The 16225-nt window shown below is 31.1% G+C and carries 15 protein-coding genes and 1 pseudogene; 8 read left to right on the forward strand and 8 right to left on the reverse strand.

The genetic code is table 11. From position 1 onward, the window contains the following. Window positions 1-64: 64 nt before the first annotated feature. From ACQY44_RS03725 to ACQY44_RS03735, 3 genes are all read left to right on the forward strand, one after another. On the forward strand, window positions 65-937 hold the full coding sequence (locus ACQY44_RS03725; RefSeq protein ID WP_428229071.1) for an NAD(P)H-binding protein: 873 nt from the start codon (window positions 65-67) through the stop codon (window positions 935-937). Between the two features lie 450 nt (window positions 938-1387). Further along, window positions 1388-1672 carry a hypothetical protein gene (locus tag ACQY44_RS03730; protein ID WP_428229072.1) on the forward strand — a complete coding sequence of 95 codons (285 nt, stop codon included), beginning with the start codon at window positions 1388-1390 and terminating at the stop codon, window positions 1670-1672. Between the two features lie 397 nt (window positions 1673-2069). Beyond that, window positions 2070-3353, forward strand: a complete 1284-nt coding sequence (locus ACQY44_RS03735; RefSeq protein WP_428229073.1) for an esterase-like activity of phytase family protein — start codon at window positions 2070-2072, stop codon at window positions 3351-3353. A gap of 261 nt (window positions 3354-3614) precedes the next feature. Here ACQY44_RS03735 and ACQY44_RS03740 read toward each other — a convergent pair whose 3' ends face one another. Continuing rightward, a complete protein-coding gene (locus ACQY44_RS03740; RefSeq protein WP_428229074.1) occupies window positions 3615-4367 on the reverse strand; it encodes an SDR family NAD(P)-dependent oxidoreductase in 753 nt (250 codons plus the stop codon). Window positions 4368-4474: 107 nt separating this feature from the next. Between ACQY44_RS03740 and ACQY44_RS03745 the strand changes: the two genes are divergently transcribed. The 3 genes and pseudogenes from ACQY44_RS03745 to ACQY44_RS03755 all read left to right on the forward strand — a co-directional run bounded on the left by ACQY44_RS03745 (window position 4475) and on the right by ACQY44_RS03755 (window position 6519). Continuing rightward, complete coding sequence (locus tag ACQY44_RS03745; RefSeq protein ID WP_428229075.1) at window positions 4475-4804, forward strand: winged helix-turn-helix transcriptional regulator; 330 nt, start codon at window positions 4475-4477, stop codon at window positions 4802-4804. Window positions 4805-4864: 60 nt separating this feature from the next. Then, window positions 4865-5023, forward strand: a pseudogene (locus ACQY44_RS03750) (DDE-type integrase/transposase/recombinase); the annotation flags it as partial. 341 nt (window positions 5024-5364) lie between these two features. Next, on the forward strand, window positions 5365-6519 hold the full coding sequence (locus ACQY44_RS03755) for a DUF4291 domain-containing protein (RefSeq protein WP_428229076.1): 1155 nt from the start codon (window positions 5365-5367) through the stop codon (window positions 6517-6519). A 321-nt stretch (window positions 6520-6840) separates the two neighbouring features. On the opposite strand, the gene ACQY44_RS03760 is transcribed toward ACQY44_RS03755, so the two are convergent. Together ACQY44_RS03760 and ACQY44_RS03765 are read right to left on the reverse strand one after the other, a co-directional pair. After that, window positions 6841-7068: a DUF6965 family protein gene (locus ACQY44_RS03760; protein ID WP_428229077.1), complete on the reverse strand. Its 228-nt coding sequence runs from the start codon at window positions 7066-7068 to the stop codon at window positions 6841-6843. A gap of 152 nt (window positions 7069-7220) precedes the next feature. Next, on the reverse strand, window positions 7221-7394 hold the full coding sequence (locus tag ACQY44_RS03765) for a hypothetical protein (protein ID WP_428229078.1): 174 nt from the start codon (window positions 7392-7394) through the stop codon (window positions 7221-7223). Between the two features lie 390 nt (window positions 7395-7784). On the opposite strand from ACQY44_RS03765, the gene ACQY44_RS03770 reads away from it, so the two are divergent. Together ACQY44_RS03770 and ACQY44_RS03775 are read left to right on the forward strand one after the other, a co-directional pair. Further along, window positions 7785-8099, forward strand: coding sequence for a hypothetical protein (locus ACQY44_RS03770; RefSeq protein ID WP_428229079.1), 315 nt, complete (start codon window positions 7785-7787; stop codon window positions 8097-8099). Between the two features lie 5 nt (window positions 8100-8104). Next, window positions 8105-8383, forward strand: a complete 279-nt coding sequence (locus ACQY44_RS03775) for a hypothetical protein (protein ID WP_428229080.1) — start codon at window positions 8105-8107, stop codon at window positions 8381-8383. A gap of 281 nt (window positions 8384-8664) precedes the next feature. On the opposite strand, the gene ACQY44_RS03780 is transcribed toward ACQY44_RS03775, so the two are convergent. The 5 genes from ACQY44_RS03780 to ACQY44_RS03800 form a co-directional block, all read right to left on the reverse strand. Further along, entirely contained in the window at window positions 8665-10839 is a 2175-nt protein-coding gene (locus ACQY44_RS03780; protein ID WP_428229081.1) for a prolyl oligopeptidase family serine peptidase, read from the reverse strand. A gap of 45 nt (window positions 10840-10884) precedes the next feature. Then, entirely contained in the window at window positions 10885-11031 is a 147-nt protein-coding gene (locus ACQY44_RS03785; RefSeq protein WP_428229082.1) for a hypothetical protein, read from the reverse strand. Between the two features lie 110 nt (window positions 11032-11141). Further along, a complete protein-coding gene (locus ACQY44_RS03790; RefSeq protein ID WP_428229083.1) occupies window positions 11142-12863 on the reverse strand; it encodes a helix-turn-helix domain-containing protein in 1722 nt (573 codons plus the stop codon). Beyond that, window positions 12860-13729: a thiopeptide-type bacteriocin biosynthesis protein gene (locus ACQY44_RS03795; protein WP_428229084.1), complete on the reverse strand. Its 870-nt coding sequence runs from the start codon at window positions 13727-13729 to the stop codon at window positions 12860-12862. Before ACQY44_RS03795 ends, ACQY44_RS03790 begins: the two co-directional genes overlap by 4 nt. Beyond that, window positions 13722-16028, reverse strand: coding sequence for a lantibiotic dehydratase family protein (locus tag ACQY44_RS03800; RefSeq protein WP_428229085.1), 2307 nt, complete (start codon window positions 16026-16028; stop codon window positions 13722-13724). The genes ACQY44_RS03795 and ACQY44_RS03800 overlap by 8 nt, the downstream gene beginning before the upstream one ends. Window positions 16029-16225 lie beyond the last annotated feature (197 nt).

The following is a 16225-nucleotide window of genomic DNA, read 5'->3' on the forward strand; positions in this document are numbered from 1 at the left end:
ACAATTTTTATAAAAAATACTCCGGTCATCTTTGTACTTCAATAAACAATAAAAAAGTTCAAATATGATTTTAGTAACTACGCCGACAGGCAACACAGGCTCAATGATTCTGCGACAATTAGTAGAGCGAGGACAACAGGTCAGAATTTTTGTCAGAGATCCCGAAAAAATATCAGCTGACATTTTAGAAAAAGTAGAAGTTTCGACCGGCTCTCTACTGAATGAATCTGAATTTACAGAAGCATTGCAAGGATGCGATACGCTCTATTTTTGTGTACCTCAGAGCAACACACAAGAAGATGTAAATGCATACTACGAAAGCTTTGCTAACGTAGCTTCAAACGCAATTAAAAATGCAGGCACAGAAAGAGTTGTTTATTTGTCAAGCGGTGGGAAGGAAAGCAATTTCCAGGCAGGTCTTATAACAGCACTCCATAAAGGTGAAGATATCATCAATCAGTCAGGTGCATCAGTCAGGGCATTGCGCTGTCCTGTATTTTACGAAAGCATTTTGTATCAAATTGCATCATTAAAAAAAACGGGAATGTTCTTTTTGCCCATCGACGGAAATTACAAAATGCCACAAGTTGCGGTAAAAGACATTGCGTCGAAAGCTGTAGAACTTCTAATTGATAAAACCTGGGCAGGTGTAGAAGGATATGCGATTCAGGGTCCGGAAGATATCAGCTATAGCGACATTGCAATTCAACTGAGTGAATTGACAGGCAAACCGATCCTTTTTCAGCAGGTTTCAAATGAAGACTATATTAAAACACTATTAGGACAACACCATGCATCGGAAGCATTTGCAGTCTCTTTAACTGAAATGCTGACGGCAATTGGTAATGGCCTGTATGATGCTGAGCCAAGAACAGAAGATACTACGACAACAATTAAGGACTGGATGATTGAAAATGTAGTTGATAAAATAAAATAAGGATGAACAAAGAAGAAACCTGCAAATGGCATTGTTAACTTAACTTTACATTTATCCTCTTTTGAATATTTTATTTATTTTGGTAATGTATCAGATGTGTTGGTAGTTAATTATTGCATCTGACATTTACAGAAAATCAGATATTTATATTAATATCGCTTAAAAATTAAAACAGCCTTTGGGCTGTTTTTTTATTTTATAATGCCTTAAATCGAAAAAAATGGAGTCAAACCAGACTAGGTGTTTCAGATGCGTTGGTGATATTCGAAGGTTCTGTCGCATCTGGGAAAAACTTTTATCTTTAGAATTTTAAACCGATCAAAAGATGAATAATAGTCATTGTTATACAAAATACATAATTCTTCAGACAGTATATTTTAATCTTAGGTTTACTGGTTTTGTCGCATCTGGTAATAACTTTTATCTTTAGAATTTTAAACCGATCAAAAGATGAATACTAAAGGTCATTGTTATCCAAAACACATAATTCTTCAGGCAGTATATTTCAAGCTAAGATTTATGCTTAGTTACCGTGATGTTGAAGAACTAATGAAGATTAGAGAAGTCATTGTGGATCATGCCACGATTCAGCGTCGGGTTTATAAGTTTGCACCTTTGCTTGAGGCAGAGATGAAGAAGAGAAAAGGCAGAGTGGGGGCGAGCTGGAGATTGGATGAAACCTATATCAAAGTAAAAGGTATTTGGTGTTACTTTATGTCGCTTAATTGTCTTTGATTCAAAATTTATTTTTTATCAAATATAAATATTTGTGCCCAGAGGGTAGACTGCTATCGGGGCTAGGGCTGCTGTTAGCACCCCAAGTTTTGTCCACCGGCGATATTTGTCGTGTTGTGCGGATAGTAAACATAAAATTGGAAGATTATGTTTATGGACATGCCCTCCAGAATGTAGTAAAGTGATTAATCATTACTGCTGGAGGGCTTAATTTATCAAATCTAATGACAGACAGATCGCTAGAATTTATCGTTAGAAAACATGTTTTATTTTTCTAATAATATAAAAACTTAAAGTAATTCATAAGTCATATAAAATTATGTTTTATTAACCCCTGCTTAACTATATTGTTATTTTTCATCGGTTATTTTGCTGTTCTAACGAAAATCTAATTTTTATGAAATTTTTTAATTTTACGCTCTGCATGCTCTCAACTGCACTTATTTTATCCTGTGATAATAAAGAAGGGGATAATGCAGAAAAATTTGCACTTCCCACTCTTACCAATGCAGGTGTGGCTTTGCCTTATTCGGTATTGGGCACACAGAATGGCGTAGAAATCCGTAATGGAGGTTTTGGTTCTGCAGCATTTGCACATCCAGCCAATGCGGGTGAATTTTATGCCATGACAGATCGAGGCCCCAATGCTGATGCCACAGGAGGCAAGTATTTCCCTATACCAAATTATACACCTCGTATTGGACATTTTAAGTTAAAGAATGATGGAACAATAGAGAAGCTTGGCGAAATACTTTTCAAAGCACCTTCAGGAACTCCAATTAGCGGCAGACCAAATCCAGTAGGGTATGGTTCGACAGGCGAGATCCCTTATGATCTCTCAAATACAGTACTGGCATATGATCAGTATGGACTTGATCCGGAGGGGTTAGTTGCAATGAAAGACGGTTCGTTTTGGGTTTCAGACGAATACGGTCCGCATATTGTGCATTATAATAATTCAGGATTGGAACTAGAGAGAATTAGTCCTGTTGGGATCAATACCGGTTCTCGTAAACTTCCGGCAGTATTTGCTAAGAGATGGGCAAACCGTGGTATGGAAGGCCTTGCTATAACGCCAGACGAAAAAACACTCGTTGGTATTATGCAGTCACGTTTGTATAACCCATCAAATGCCGGGGCAATAAATAAAACATTAACAAGGATTGTTACTTTCGATATCGCATCGGGCAAAACTAAACAATATTTATACAAACAGGAAATAGACAATAATTCAAATTCAGAGATTTCGGCTTTGAGCGCTACTGAGTTTTTAGTTATAGAAAGGGACGGGAACTTTAGCGGAGACGGTCCTGTAATGAAGCATATCTATAAAATTAATATTACTGGCGCTACTGACGTTTCGGGAAATGACTTTAATGCTGAAAATGGCTATCTTGTCAATGGTAAAGCGTTAGAGGCAAATACATGGGAAGAATTAACCACAGCCAATATAAAGCCAGTTTCAAAGGTACTGGCTGTTGATGTATTTAAAGCTTTGGGGAATTATCCTCATGATAAACTCGAAGGGATCTGGCTGATTAATGCCAATACTATTGGGATTATTAATGATGATGATTTCGGCGTATGGAGTGATGCGGCCAATAAAATAAAGGCAAAAACACTATCACCGACCACCGGGACTCAAAGAGATGGCAATAGATTGTATATTTTGAAGTTTTAAAGGCAGCCTAAAATGTTATTTTTTATTTTAATTTAAAAACAGAAAGGTCCTAATTATTAGAACCTTTCTGTTTCACTTTAGACTTATTTTCGTCTGTCTTTTACAATTTGATGAACATTTACTTCAAAAGCTATGGTGATTTTTGATTAAAAAAGATTGGTAAAACGTCCTGATTTATTTACGTATATCCTCTTCTCCTCACAAATTAAAAGCCTCTGTTTGTATTACTATAGATTATAATTTTGTGAATTACTCAACTATTTACTTAGCTAAATAAGTCATTCCGCCATCAACAAGTAATTCAGCACCAAGCATAAACGAAGAATCATCAGAAGCCAAGAAAACCGCTGTTTTACCAATATCAGATGGTTGCCCAATTCTGCCTATCGGCATTTCACTTGCAAAGTGTGTTTTTATGGCTTCAATTTGTTCTAAGGGAACAAACTTTTCAAATGCCGGAGTATCTGTCGTACCTGGTGTTATTACATTTGTCCTGATTTTTCTGCTTAAAAGGTCGTTTGAGAATGCTTTTGCAAAAAAGATTACCGCAGCTTTTGCAGCACCATAAAGTGTGAAATTTGGATACGCTCGGTGTGCTGCATTCGAACCTATAAGAATAATAGAACCACCATCATTCATATAGGGCAGTGCCTTATGAACTGTAAAGTACACACTTTTCAGGTTTAAATCCATTGTCTTGTCATATTCCGATTCTCCAAGATCTGCTACAGTTCCTACAGCTCCACCGCCTGCATTGGCTACAATTACGTCTATTTTACCAAATTTTTCAGATGCTTCCTTAAAGACTCTTTCCAAATCGGCAAGGTTTGTTACATCAGCATTTATAGCTATGAAATTCTCTCCAAGTTTCGCTACTGAAGTATCTAAAGTTTCCTGATTTCTTCCAACAATCACTCCTTTAGCACCTTCATTTTTAAATTCTTGTGCAATACCAAATCCAATACCACTATTACCACCAGTAATTACTGCTACTTTGTTTATTAATTTACTCATTATTTTATTATTTTTAAATTTGTTTCACAAAGATACTATCAATAGTTTATATTTGTAACTGTTATAGTGTATTCTGGTTACTATTAGGTAACTACTAATTTAAAAATATGAGAGACGAAAATTTTTGTAATTCAAATTGCCCATTTACAAGAGCCATTGGCACTATTGGTAATAAATGGAAACCGATAATAATTAATGTAATTGGAACCCGTACTATCCGTTTTGGTCAATTAGACGCCATAGTACCGCACATTTCAAGAAAAGTATTAACTGAACAGTTAAAAGAGTTGGAAGAAGATGGTTTAGTAGAAAGGTTCGCCTATAAGGAGTTACCGCCACGAGTAGAATATAAGTTATCTGAAAAAGGTTTAGCATTTCTGCCTATATTAGAAGAGATTAAAAAATGGCAAGGTAAGTTTGAGACCCTGTCAACTTAATTTGTAATAAGTTTTAGAAAAACTGCCTTAGTTTGTTATGGCAAAAAAGGTATCCAATCCAAAATTCGCCAGTGTAAATATCTCAATAATATTATAGAGCTGGATCATCGTTTTATCAAATGACGTATACAAAATGGATTAGGCTTTAAAAGTTTTAAAACGGCTAGACGAACGTTGAGCGGAATTGAAGCTGTACATATGCTGAGAAAGAATCAGATAGTTAAACCCGGGATAACTATGTTTAAATCATTATGTAAATTGGCAGCATAACTTTTAAATTACTTAAAAACTTGCATTTGATTCTCTCAGATGCGACAGACCAAAAAAAGACCTTGTAACATCTACAATAGATTTTAGAAATAGAATTAGGGAAAAATAGTTTTGTGTTTGAATTATTTACTTCTCTTTATTGTTTGAGTAAAATAAATAGAAAAAGCTGTCAAAAATTTGACAGCTTTTTTTTGATCAATACTTAACGCATTTAAAATGTTCAATGTTTTAATCTATATTTGGATAAAAGTCTGAGGCTTTAAGTATAAAAATAGACCCTATAAATAAAAATGAACATAAATACAATCCAACATCACAGCTATGAAAAAGGACTTCCTCAAGAAGGAAATTTTATACTTGGACAAAAACACGGAGACAATATATTTGTATATCAGGCATTCAATGATAAAATTGCGGACTATGCGATAGAAAATCAAAAATTTGGAGGACAAGAGTACAGCTTTGACAGAATGACTTGGATAAAACCAAACTTTTTGTGGATGATGCACAGGAGTGATTGGGCGAACAAAGACAGCAACCAAAGTCGAATTTTAGCTATTGAAATGACTTTTGAAGGTTTTCAAGAGCTTCTCGCCGAAGGTATTTTAACAAGCTATAATGAAGCCTACGGCGATGAATCTGCATGGAAAGAAAAACTAAATACTAGCAACGTAAGAATTCAGTGGGATCCTGACCATAATAGTAAAGGAGACAAGTTAAAACGCAGGGCTATTCAAATAGGAATTAAAAATGAAGCTTTAAGAAAGTTTAATAGCAAATTTATAAAATCAATTCAAGACATTACTGCTTTTGTAAAAGAACAAAAAGAAAAAATTGACAGCGGAAAAGGTTGGTATTATGTGATTAACGAATCTATAATTGAAGTTAACAGTGATTTAAAAAAGAAATTTTCTATGCCTGAAGTATTTCGAACATCATTTGTTGAAGAAATAATTTTAGAATTTGAGAATACAAAAGAAATCAGTCAAACAAATTTTGAAAAGCTGCTAGTTGATAACGATCAACCAGAAAGAGATGAATTTGTTGGTTATGTAAAAAATTACATTAATGCAGAATTGTCAAGGTATCTTTTGAAAGCTGCTATTCTTTACAGAAGAGATGAGGAATTGGGTGCGTTTGACTGTATGTGCGAAGACCTTCTGATGCTTAGTTACTTTGCCAGTAAGAATAAGAATATAATTGATCTTCACTTGATTTTGGAAGCTAAATTAGTAGATTTTGACACTTGGTGCGGATTTGATGGTGAAATGATTTTTTATCCTTTGGGACATCAACAAACAAAAGAATACATCGCAAGCTCTAAAGATTTTTTAGTAGAAAATATTCCAGGATTTGCCCCTCAAACGGCTGACTATTTCATTGAATCTTTTGACGAAGAATATTTGTATAAACAAATCCATAGCAGAGCTTTTTGGTATTTTTGATCATATAATACGTAGCTTTAGGCTTATAAAAATAGGAAAGCCATGCAAAAATTACGATTTAAAAAAGAAATAAATGTATCAGCTTCAGCTCAAAAAGTATGTAAAACGATGCTGGGCTTAAAGGATAAAGCCACTTACGAATATTAGGTTGCAACTTTTGACCATACATCTACTTATGAAGGAAGTTGAGAAAAAGGAAGTAAAAATCCTTTTTGTTGGAACAGGTGAAAACGGTAAAAAAGGCGGCATGATTTGGGAAATTACAGAACAATGAAAGAGGCCTCTAAACGTGCTTTATCTCAAGACTCTTCCGCTGGCTTTTCACTTTTCACTTTTGGCTTCCTGCACCATGCGTCTTACTAGCACGTAGAACTCTTTCAGGTGCCACCAGGCAGGGCACATTTCAAGGTCTCCTTTATAATGGTATATGGTTAGGAAACAGCTTTTAAGGAAAAGCTGGGAATCTGAGATTTTAGCCCATGGCTTTAACTCCACTGCCTGTGGAGGGGGAGTGGCTTCAAAATAGCGTTTTATTTCTTCCGGGGTCATGGGGCAAAAATAGGTAAAAAGTTGAGGCCTGTCAAGGGGTGAGGGGTTTTTGTTGGCTTGAAATTTAAGTTGTCTTCTCTGCTTTTGTTCCAACTATACTGGCAGTCATCAAATTATCGTGCCGAATTTTTTTTTAGTTTTTAGAATCGGTTTCAAACCCCCTTTAAAGGGTCATTCTCTAAAAGGTCCTTCTCTATGTCTTTCTCCCTTATGTCTTTGGGGCCGCTTTGGGGTTCCTTATAAGGGTTCTGCGGGTTATAGGGGCTGGGTGTTTTTGGCTGCGTGTTTTGGGGCTTTGATTTGGTTTTGGGAATTGCGGTCTTCATGATCGTAATTTTTTGTTGTATAGGAAGTTGTTATTTTATTTTTTTGATTGAATTATTGCTGTTGTTTTAAAGGGGTGTAACGGGGCAGGCTGGGCGGTATATTTTTTTAGGTTTAATATTATTTTTTAGGAGCTTTTTCCCTCTATCCGTTTCAATCTTTTGTGCCGAACCCCGGCACAAAAGGATTTTCACTGCTATCGGGGCTAGGGCTAGAATTGCAGCATTAGAAAAATTAGCAAAGTAAAATAAAGTGTGTTAATTTTAAAAAAGTCTATCTAACCAGACTGGCTTTTTTATTGAGTTCTTTCATTTTGTTCCAAATTGGAACATTAAATTTTCGCTACGTTGTTACTATCTGTGTTAGTTTTGCAGCTCTAAATTACGATGAAGATGAACACAAATGAAAAAATTGCAGTTGAACAGCACTTACTTAAAGTGTGTGGCTTCCATCGGGCAAGCCGTGAGTACAAATTAATTCAACTCTTATTTAACAATGATGAGTTAGATTTTATTTCTACTAATCGTGATGATGCTCTGGAGCTTAGAAAGGAACTTTGGTTTTTAAAGTTCGAATGCCCAATGCAGTGGAACAAGGTAATTCTAACAGATGATGCCATTGTAAAATACTATGAAAATGTAATGGGTTTAATTACTGAATCTAAAGAACCGCAAAAGAGTTTTTACGATATTAAAAGAGGACTTTAAAATAAATGATGATGATAAGAAGGGAAGAGAAAAAAGAAATTACTAAGCACATTAGCAAGATTGGTGGTTTTAATGAAAAAACCAAAGGCTACCATGCCGTTGAAAATCTATTGATTCTCGGTGAATGGTCTTTTCATTGGTATGAGAAATCCTTCTGCATACAAAATGCAGGCTGGTTGCAACATATCGGTTTAGAGGTGGAGGTTAGAAGTGATGCGGTGAGAGTATCAGATGGGGCTATTGAAGAATATTATATAAATGTGATTATCTCAACAATATTGTAGAACAGAACCATCGTTTTATAAAGTGGAGGATTAAATGGTTTAGGTTTTAAAAATTTTGAATCTGCAAAGTGAACTTTAAGCGGTATTGAGGTTGTTCATATGCTTAGAAAGAACAGTTAATCCCGGGAAAATTATGTTTAAATCCTTTTATAAATTGGCGGGCTAACTTTTAAATTACTTAAATTCTTATATTTGATTCTGATAGATGCGACAGAACCATAACTTACATAGAATGAGCACTAAATTACAGAACACCAAAATCAACTAATTTTAGAATGTTATTACTTTTGTATAAGTTTAAATTTTGGATGTCCCATTTGCCAAAAAGCAAATGCAAATTCATCTGCATAATCGTTATATAGCTGCAAATTTGAGTTATTTATTCCGTGTCCTGCATCATAATTTACTGCAAAAAGGATTTTATTTTTGGATGATGTTAGAGCTTCAAGTTTTGCTACAAATTTTGCTGACATCCAAGGTGCTACTCTTGCATCATTCATACCAACAGAAATGAGACATGCTGGATAGTTTATATCTTTTTGCAAGTGATTAAAAGAATCTATTTCAGCTAATAAATTAAATTCTTCCTTAATGCCGGGATCTCCTAATTCTTTCATATTATTAGGGCCATTAGGAGCTTTATCAATTCTTAGAGGATTGAGATAACCATCATAGCAAATCATTACTTTAAATAAATCCGGACGTTCAGTCATTGCCCTGCCAACAAGAATACCTCCAGCACTTCCACTTAATATTCCAATTCTATCTTTTGTGGTTATATTGTTATTGAGTAAGTATTCGGCGGTAGCAATAAAATCTTTCCATGTATTTGGTTTGTTTTTCTTAAAACCACCCTCATGCCAGGCATCTCCTTTTTCTCCTCCACCTCTTACATGAGGTATTATATATACGCCACCATTCATAACCCATGTTAAAATGATTGGCTGAAATCGTGGTGTTTTTGAAATTCCATAAGAACCGTAACCATCCATCATGATATAATTTTTTTTATCATGTAATAGTTTCTTGTTGTATATTATACTAACAGGAATTAAAATTCCATCATGTGAAGGAATTTCAATTTCTTCGACAGTAAAGTCTTTGAATTCAGGATATTGAACAATGGGGCTCGTGTTATCCTCAATAAACTGATTTGTACCACTTTTATAGCTAAATCTTCTTTTAGGATCTAGCCAACCACTTGTTGTAACCCACAAATCCGTACTATACTTATCATTTGTAGAAAGGGAAATATCACCTGCTTTTACAGGTAAATCAATATGTTTTACTTTTTTATTTTTTACAAAATATAATTTAGCTTCAACACCATTTTTTTTAGTTGTATAAAAAAGGCCTGTATTATTTATGATAAATTCATCTATGGTTTCATTTATATTTTCTTTTACAATTACTTCAGGATTTTTAAAATTAAGATTTGAAAATTTAGTTTTAATAATTTTAAAATTTGAAGCATCATTTGAAGAAATGCAGTATAATTCGTCATTTACAATTATCGGGTCCAATATACCATCTCTCTTTGTATAAAGTGATTTCCAATTTATTTTCTGATTTTGTAAATCGTTAATGTTAGCATAGTAATAATCTAAATATATTGCGGCTCCGGCCAGTGCACCTAAAATATACTTATCCTTTAAATTTATTTTTTTAATTGTTGGAAAATCTGCTCTTGATATGTTTAAATTAGGATTGTTTATTTTTGAGAAAATAACAACATGCCTGGATGAATCATCACCAATTTTATAAATAACAGATTCCGTATCCAAAAGATAATTAGGTTTTTTTGTGTCGACAACAGGGATGTTAACATAGATAATTCCGCTATTGTCTGGTAGCCAGTTAATTCCGCCTATTTCTGATGGCCAGCAATTAGAGATAATTGTTGGTAATAAAGTTTTACTCTTTATGTCAAGAAACCCTATTTCGGCAATTTCTTCTCCATTTTTAGTAAAACTAAGTGCAATTTTACTTTCGTCCCAAGAGGGTTTTAAATAGGAAATTGTAAATATATGTCCGGTTGCTTTTTTATAATTGGCAGAATCAAAAAGTAAAATTTCGTCTTCTCCGGATTTTTTTAAATAAAGTTTATCAGACTTATCTGTTTCAGTTCTTTTTAAATAATAAAAAGAGTTATTTTCTGTAACATTTAATAATGTTACACTAAATGATTTTCTTTTTTCAAATTCAATAAATTTATCTACAAATTCATTTCTGCCAGAAATATTATCTAATAAATTTCTAGCTCGATTATTATGTTGTTTGAACCAGTTTTGTACTGAATCATTCTGTAAATTTTCTAAATATTGAAAATCATCAATAATTTGCGTATTAGAATCTCTAATATCATTAGTTTTCTCTTTTGAAGTTAAATTCTGTGATAAAGCAGAAATGGACAAACAAAATACAAAGATCTGCTGCAATATTATTATCTTTTTCATTTTAATGTAACATTATTTATTTTCTTAAAGTTAACCTTTAAAAAATTAACCTCTAACAGTTGGAGAAGTAGCCGGTGGATCTCCCTCCGCTGTAACATTTCCGCCAAAAATGACTTTTTTGTTTTTAATTTCTCCAATTTTAAATTTTTCTAAAGAAAGTTTTTTTTCTTGATTTTTTTGAATCTTTTTCATGGGTTTTATTTATAAGTATATCGCAAATGTATATCTCTAAAGTGATTTAGAATAGTTTCATTACTCTATATTTATAAATATCGACACTTATTAATGTAAGTAATTTATAGTTAATATTTTACGATTGGCTTATTTTCCTTTTCTTCAATTTTTTTTATAAAATAAGAGGGTTGTAAACCTGTATTATTGTAAAATGCCTTTGCAAACGATTCTGAATTATTGAAACCAACTTCTTCAGAAATAGCTTTAATTGTATACTTTCTGAATTTTTTATCTTTTATTAATTTATTTACGGCATATTCAATACGCATATCATTTATATACTGACTGAAGTTTTTTCCTTTATAAAAATTAATAATTTTAGATAAATAACTACTATTGCTACCCAATTGTTTAGCAAGATCAGTTTGTTTTAAATTTGGCAATAAATATCTTTTATTAGTTTCAAATTCGGATAATTTTTTCAATATTTCGTTTACCATTTCAATGGGTAAATCGATTGCCTTTTCTTTTTCTTCCTGATTCTCTTCTATTTCATTTAACGCTTCGGTGTTGTCTAACTTTTCTATTAATGGAGTTTCCATTAATTCACTAAATCGCTTCTCAAAATTTCTGTTTCTTTTTTTTATTTTTATTACATAAAAAACACAAAATGCTAATCCTAAAATCAAGGAAAATGATATAATGCCAAAAAAAGTATTTTCAGTTTTTATTTGCTTAATTAAATTTTCTTTCTCAACTAACAAATTTGGCGTATCATAATCCTTGCTAATATTTTTTGTTAATATTATATTATTAGCCTTGAAATAATTGTCTATTTCTATTAACCGATTTAAATAGTACAGTTGCTTTTTATCGTTCTTTTTAATTTTGGTGATTTCAATTAAACGAATATAATTATCTCTTACATCACAAGAATATTGTTTTGTTTTAACTAATATAGAATCAACCTTTTCAAAATAAAGCATTGTTTTTTCGGTATTCTTTTCGGTTTTAAAGATATTCTCTCCTTTATAATAATAACAAATAGCCAGATTTAAAGAATCATCTGTCTTCTTAATTAAGTTTATAGCTTTTTCTATATAATCTTTACTGTGAACAAAATCAGCTTTTAGATTCAAACATATTCCTTTATACATTATATAATAAGGATAATATGGATTACTATCAGTAAGCGTTAATAATTCATTGTTTATATATGATAATGCAACATCGACCTTATCTAATCTTATGTAAATATCTGACAGTACCCATTTAATAAAAATAACATCTAATGTTTTATTAGGCTTATTTTTAAAATAATCTAAATTTTCTTTAAATAAAGGCAGAGCTTCTTCAGCTCTTCCTAATTCAATTTTGATTAATCCAATGTATCTTTTAATTAGTAAGTTTTGTTCAAAATTCCCACTGCTTTTAGAAAATGTTTCAGCAATTAGTACATTTTTTAATGCTTGATTTAAATTCAGGTTTATTTGAAAATAATTAGCTTTTAGCATATAGCCTCTTGCAGGATAAATAAAATCAGGCTCGTTTTTGGTTTGTGAAATTATTGAATCTGCATATTGAAGCTGAATTGGTTTACCTGGATAAATCAAAGCTTTGTAATACATAGCATCCGAAATTCTAAAAATGTCACCTTCTTTTTTGGCCCTTTTATAATAAATATTCGTGTACGCTATTTTATCTTTTAAGTTTAATGTCGAATTTTCAATTTTTTCATCTAATTCCTTAAAACTTAAATTTTTAATTAGCTTAGAAGCTTCTAAGTCATTTTGTTGCGAGAAAATTATTCCGTTGACAAAGAGTGACAGGATTAAAATATATTTTTTCATTTTTTGTATCTGATAGATTTATAATATCGGTTCATGAAATCATAACATAATAGTTCATATTCTCTCTGCTTCGATCGAAATATTCTGTTAATATTCATATGAACAAAAGAGTCTATTAATTCTAAAGAATTAATTTTGTTGTCTTTAGAAGTTTTAGTTAATATTGATTTTATAATTTTTATCTCTTCTTTTTTTATTTTAATTATTTCAGTAAGTCCATCCAAATAATCCGGATCTTGTTGCTTACTAATAAATAACAAAATGTCTGGTTTGTTTTTGGTGTATAATTCTGATAATTTTTTTACGTTTTCTCTTTGTACATTATGTTCTAATTGAAATTTTAAATACATATTTTGTACAAATTCCTGACTAACTTCTAAAGGTATTTCGAAATACTTCAATAAATCATCAATCATTTTTAAAGAGCTGAAAATTCTTGCAATTTCATCATATTCAGGAGCTAGGTTCTTTATTAATTCAACTACCTTTTTGCTGTTGTGATAGAATAATTTTTCGGACTCAATGATGGTGTTTTCACCATATCTTTCTATCTCTCTTTTATAAGTTGTAAGTTCAATATCATAAACGATATCGTTTTTAACCAAATTAGATAGATGTAATTTTATTAATTGTATTATTTTCTGTATTGCATCTAATTTGGTTAAGTGAAAACGTATTCTTAAATGATTATTTGGATCTTTATATCTTATAAAAAACCATTGATCAATAAGATTTTGTTTAAATAGTTTAGCTACAATTATTTGAATTTCATTAATTAAAATTTGATCTGAAGAGTGATTACCACAATATATTTTATAGTAGAGCCATTCTTCACCAATGATAAAAGTCCTTTTTACTTTATTCATTTTTAAGTTCTTTTTCCTTCAATTTCAAACCAACTATAAATTGATTTGCATAATAATCATTTTCTGTTGTAACAATTTTTTCTGATGGAAACAAATATTCTTCCAATACAAATTTTGTTTGATTTTTGATGGTAGACAATAGAATTTCTACGCAAGTACTATTTTGCATATTTATAAGTAAAGTATTGTCTCCATCTAGTAATGAGACATATTGAGGTAATGAATTCTCTTTTTCGAAAGGAGAAATATCAGAAATTAAGCTCAAAATATTTTCATCATATAGTTTATGTTTTGAGTTTAATTTTTTAAAAAGTTCAGGGTTTTGCTCTTGGGTATATATCCATCTGGCTTTTGAAATAATACATTTACCAATTGTTATCCTCGGAAAATAACTAAATAATTTTTCCAGATTATCTGTTTTAATTCCTAAATTAGGTCTGCAATTTTCAAATTGCATATCACATAAAAATTGGTAAATTGGTAAAGACTTGTTAGAAAAATTATGAGCATTGGTCAATTTTGGAATAATTTCCTTGTTGTATTTTTTGCTCCATAAAATCAGGCGGTCAGAACTTATCTTTAAAATAATATCACTAATAGCGATTTGCTTAGAAGATTCTAAATTAGATTTGGCTAAATAAGGAATTTCGAAAGATCTAAAAGTTGGTCTTCTTAACACATTCCCGGTTCTTGCTTCTGGCAAATGTATAATTTCGGCAACAATTTTATCCTCAAGGATATCAGATTCATATTTTGTAATTTGATTTGCTAATTCGTTTATATCATTATTACCGTAACAAAATCTTGCAAATAGATTGGCCGCACTTGATCCTCCAATATTCTGAATCACAATCCATTGTTTTTCATTTTCCTTAACAATTTCAAAAAGGCAAGAAAATGTAGTAGACAGATTCTCGTTAGAAAAATCAATACCAGAAAAATCCTTATTACTTAATTGTACATTGTTTTCATTATTTAGTATTGCATTTTTAAGTTTATGGTGAATTATTTTTTCTATTTCATCCAAAATTACCTGACCTTCATTTTTTATTTTACATATATCAATCTTATCCAATAAAGGTGTTACGTCAAAATTTTCATTGTTTGATGCATATCCAATTCCAGTTTCAAGATCCAGGGCTTTAACTAATGGTATGAATTCAGTATCATAGCGTTTTTTAAAATTTTGTTTAAATTTTTCTAAATTAGTTTTTTGGGGTGTTCTGGAAATTTTATTTAAAAGTTCTATGGCGTTTAGTAATTCATTTTTATAATTCTCATCTAGTTGGAAATCATCTGAATTAAGGAATAAATCGGTTTGAAATAGATATTTTTCACTAAATAATAAATTTGTATTTCTTAAGTTTTGAACAATTTTTTTATAATGCAAAATCGTTGCTTCTTGCAGTGTATCGATTTTTAATAGTTCTTCTGATAGTGCATTGAAATCTAATCGTAAATTGTTTTTATCTGGATTATTAGTTATAAGCTGGTTTTGTTCTTTGTTTGAGTTAAGTTCTTGATAACCATTTGTCAAGTCGTTTAATGTATTGAAAAACTCATCGCCTGTAAGTGTTAATTCTAATTCTGAAATTAATATTTGATGACTTATTAACTCTTCAAGATATTCGATAGCTTCAATTTCGCTGATTTCATCTGATATTAAAAGATTGGCTAATTTAATTTTAGAAATTCCTAAAAATGAATTTTCTAATACCAAATCTAAATATGGAGTTCGTTTTACGGCTTCGAGGGAGTATTTTCGGATATTTTGATCTAATGTATATTGGATGTATCTATACCCTTCGCCTAATTTATATAAAGTAGTATTTGGATAAAAAAGAAGTTTGTTTTGGATTATTGAATTTGCTTGCAATTCATTTCCCAAATTAACAATGAACTGCATATCAAAACGAGTTCTTCTATAAAAAGATTTACTATTATCAATATTGATTGTGGTTTTACTGTCAAATTCACCAAAACCGCAACCAGAAAAAAGACCAAAAGGTGTACATCTGGTCGACATTCTAATAAAATATTTTAAGATTGAAATTTTTATTTTACGCGCTTTATCAGCAGCGTAATTCTCTGATGAAATCCATTTTTCTACTTCATTATATAATTCAGGAGATGCTAAAAATAAAGATTCTTTAATCTGATTATCGTTTAATAATTCCTTTATAGAATAATCGTCTATGATTGTTCCATTTGTAAGATTTTGAAAAAAACTAAAAGGGAAAGAAGGAACTCTTATAATAAAGGAAGAAAAAAAATCAAAATTAGTTTCAGGTTGGGTCATAAATAGAGTAAAACATGGAAAATTGTAAAAAAATATTTAGCCAAAAATAGAGAATATTATTGTTTTTTAGTAAAATTTTTAAAGAGAATGCTTATAAAAATTGCATTTTATTAGTGATTGTATATCAATGTGTTAAGAGATATAAAAGAAGTTTTTTATAAATAAAGGCTCGAAATTTATAAATGTAGAGAGTATGT

This window comes from Flavobacterium sp., from assembly GCF_965277525.1.
GTDB lineage: Bacteria > Bacteroidota > Bacteroidia > Flavobacteriales > Flavobacteriaceae > Flavobacterium.

Bases quoted from the DNA above. Each gene is read 5' to 3' on its own strand.
- ACQY44_RS03745 (WP_428229075.1), top strand. From the start codon at position 4,475: ATGAGAGACGAAAATTTTTGTAATTCAAATTGCCCATTTACAAGAGCC.
- ACQY44_RS03725 (WP_428229071.1), top strand. From the start codon at position 65: ATGATTTTAGTAACTACGCCGACAGGCAACACAGGCTCAATGATTCTG.
- ACQY44_RS03765 (WP_428229078.1), bottom strand. From the start codon at position 7,394: ATGAAGACCGCAATTCCCAAAACCAAATCAAAGCCCCAAAACACGCAG.
- ACQY44_RS03775 (WP_428229080.1), top strand. From the start codon at position 8,105: ATGATGATGATAAGAAGGGAAGAGAAAAAAGAAATTACTAAGCACATT.
- ACQY44_RS03770 (WP_428229079.1), top strand. From the start codon at position 7,785: ATGAACACAAATGAAAAAATTGCAGTTGAACAGCACTTACTTAAAGTG.
- ACQY44_RS03795 (WP_428229084.1), bottom strand. From the start codon at position 13,729: ATGAATAAAGTAAAAAGGACTTTTATCATTGGTGAAGAATGGCTCTAC.
- ACQY44_RS03790 (WP_428229083.1), bottom strand. From the start codon at position 12,863: ATGAAAAAATATATTTTAATCCTGTCACTCTTTGTCAACGGAATAATT.
- ACQY44_RS03785 (WP_428229082.1), bottom strand. From the start codon at position 11,031: ATGAAAAAGATTCAAAAAAATCAAGAAAAAAAACTTTCTTTAGAAAAA.
- ACQY44_RS03755 (WP_428229076.1), top strand. From the start codon at position 5,365: ATGAACATAAATACAATCCAACATCACAGCTATGAAAAAGGACTTCCT.
- ACQY44_RS03760 (WP_428229077.1), bottom strand. From the start codon at position 7,068: ATGACCCCGGAAGAAATAAAACGCTATTTTGAAGCCACTCCCCCTCCA.
- ACQY44_RS03800 (WP_428229085.1), bottom strand. From the start codon at position 16,028: ATGACCCAACCTGAAACTAATTTTGATTTTTTTTCTTCCTTTATTATA.
- ACQY44_RS03730 (WP_428229072.1), top strand. From the start codon at position 1,388: ATGAATACTAAAGGTCATTGTTATCCAAAACACATAATTCTTCAGGCA.
- ACQY44_RS03780 (WP_428229081.1), bottom strand. From the start codon at position 10,839: ATGAAAAAGATAATAATATTGCAGCAGATCTTTGTATTTTGTTTGTCC.
- ACQY44_RS03735 (WP_428229073.1), top strand. From the start codon at position 2,070: ATGAAATTTTTTAATTTTACGCTCTGCATGCTCTCAACTGCACTTATT.
- ACQY44_RS03740 (WP_428229074.1), bottom strand. From the start codon at position 4,367: ATGAGTAAATTAATAAACAAAGTAGCAGTAATTACTGGTGGTAATAGT.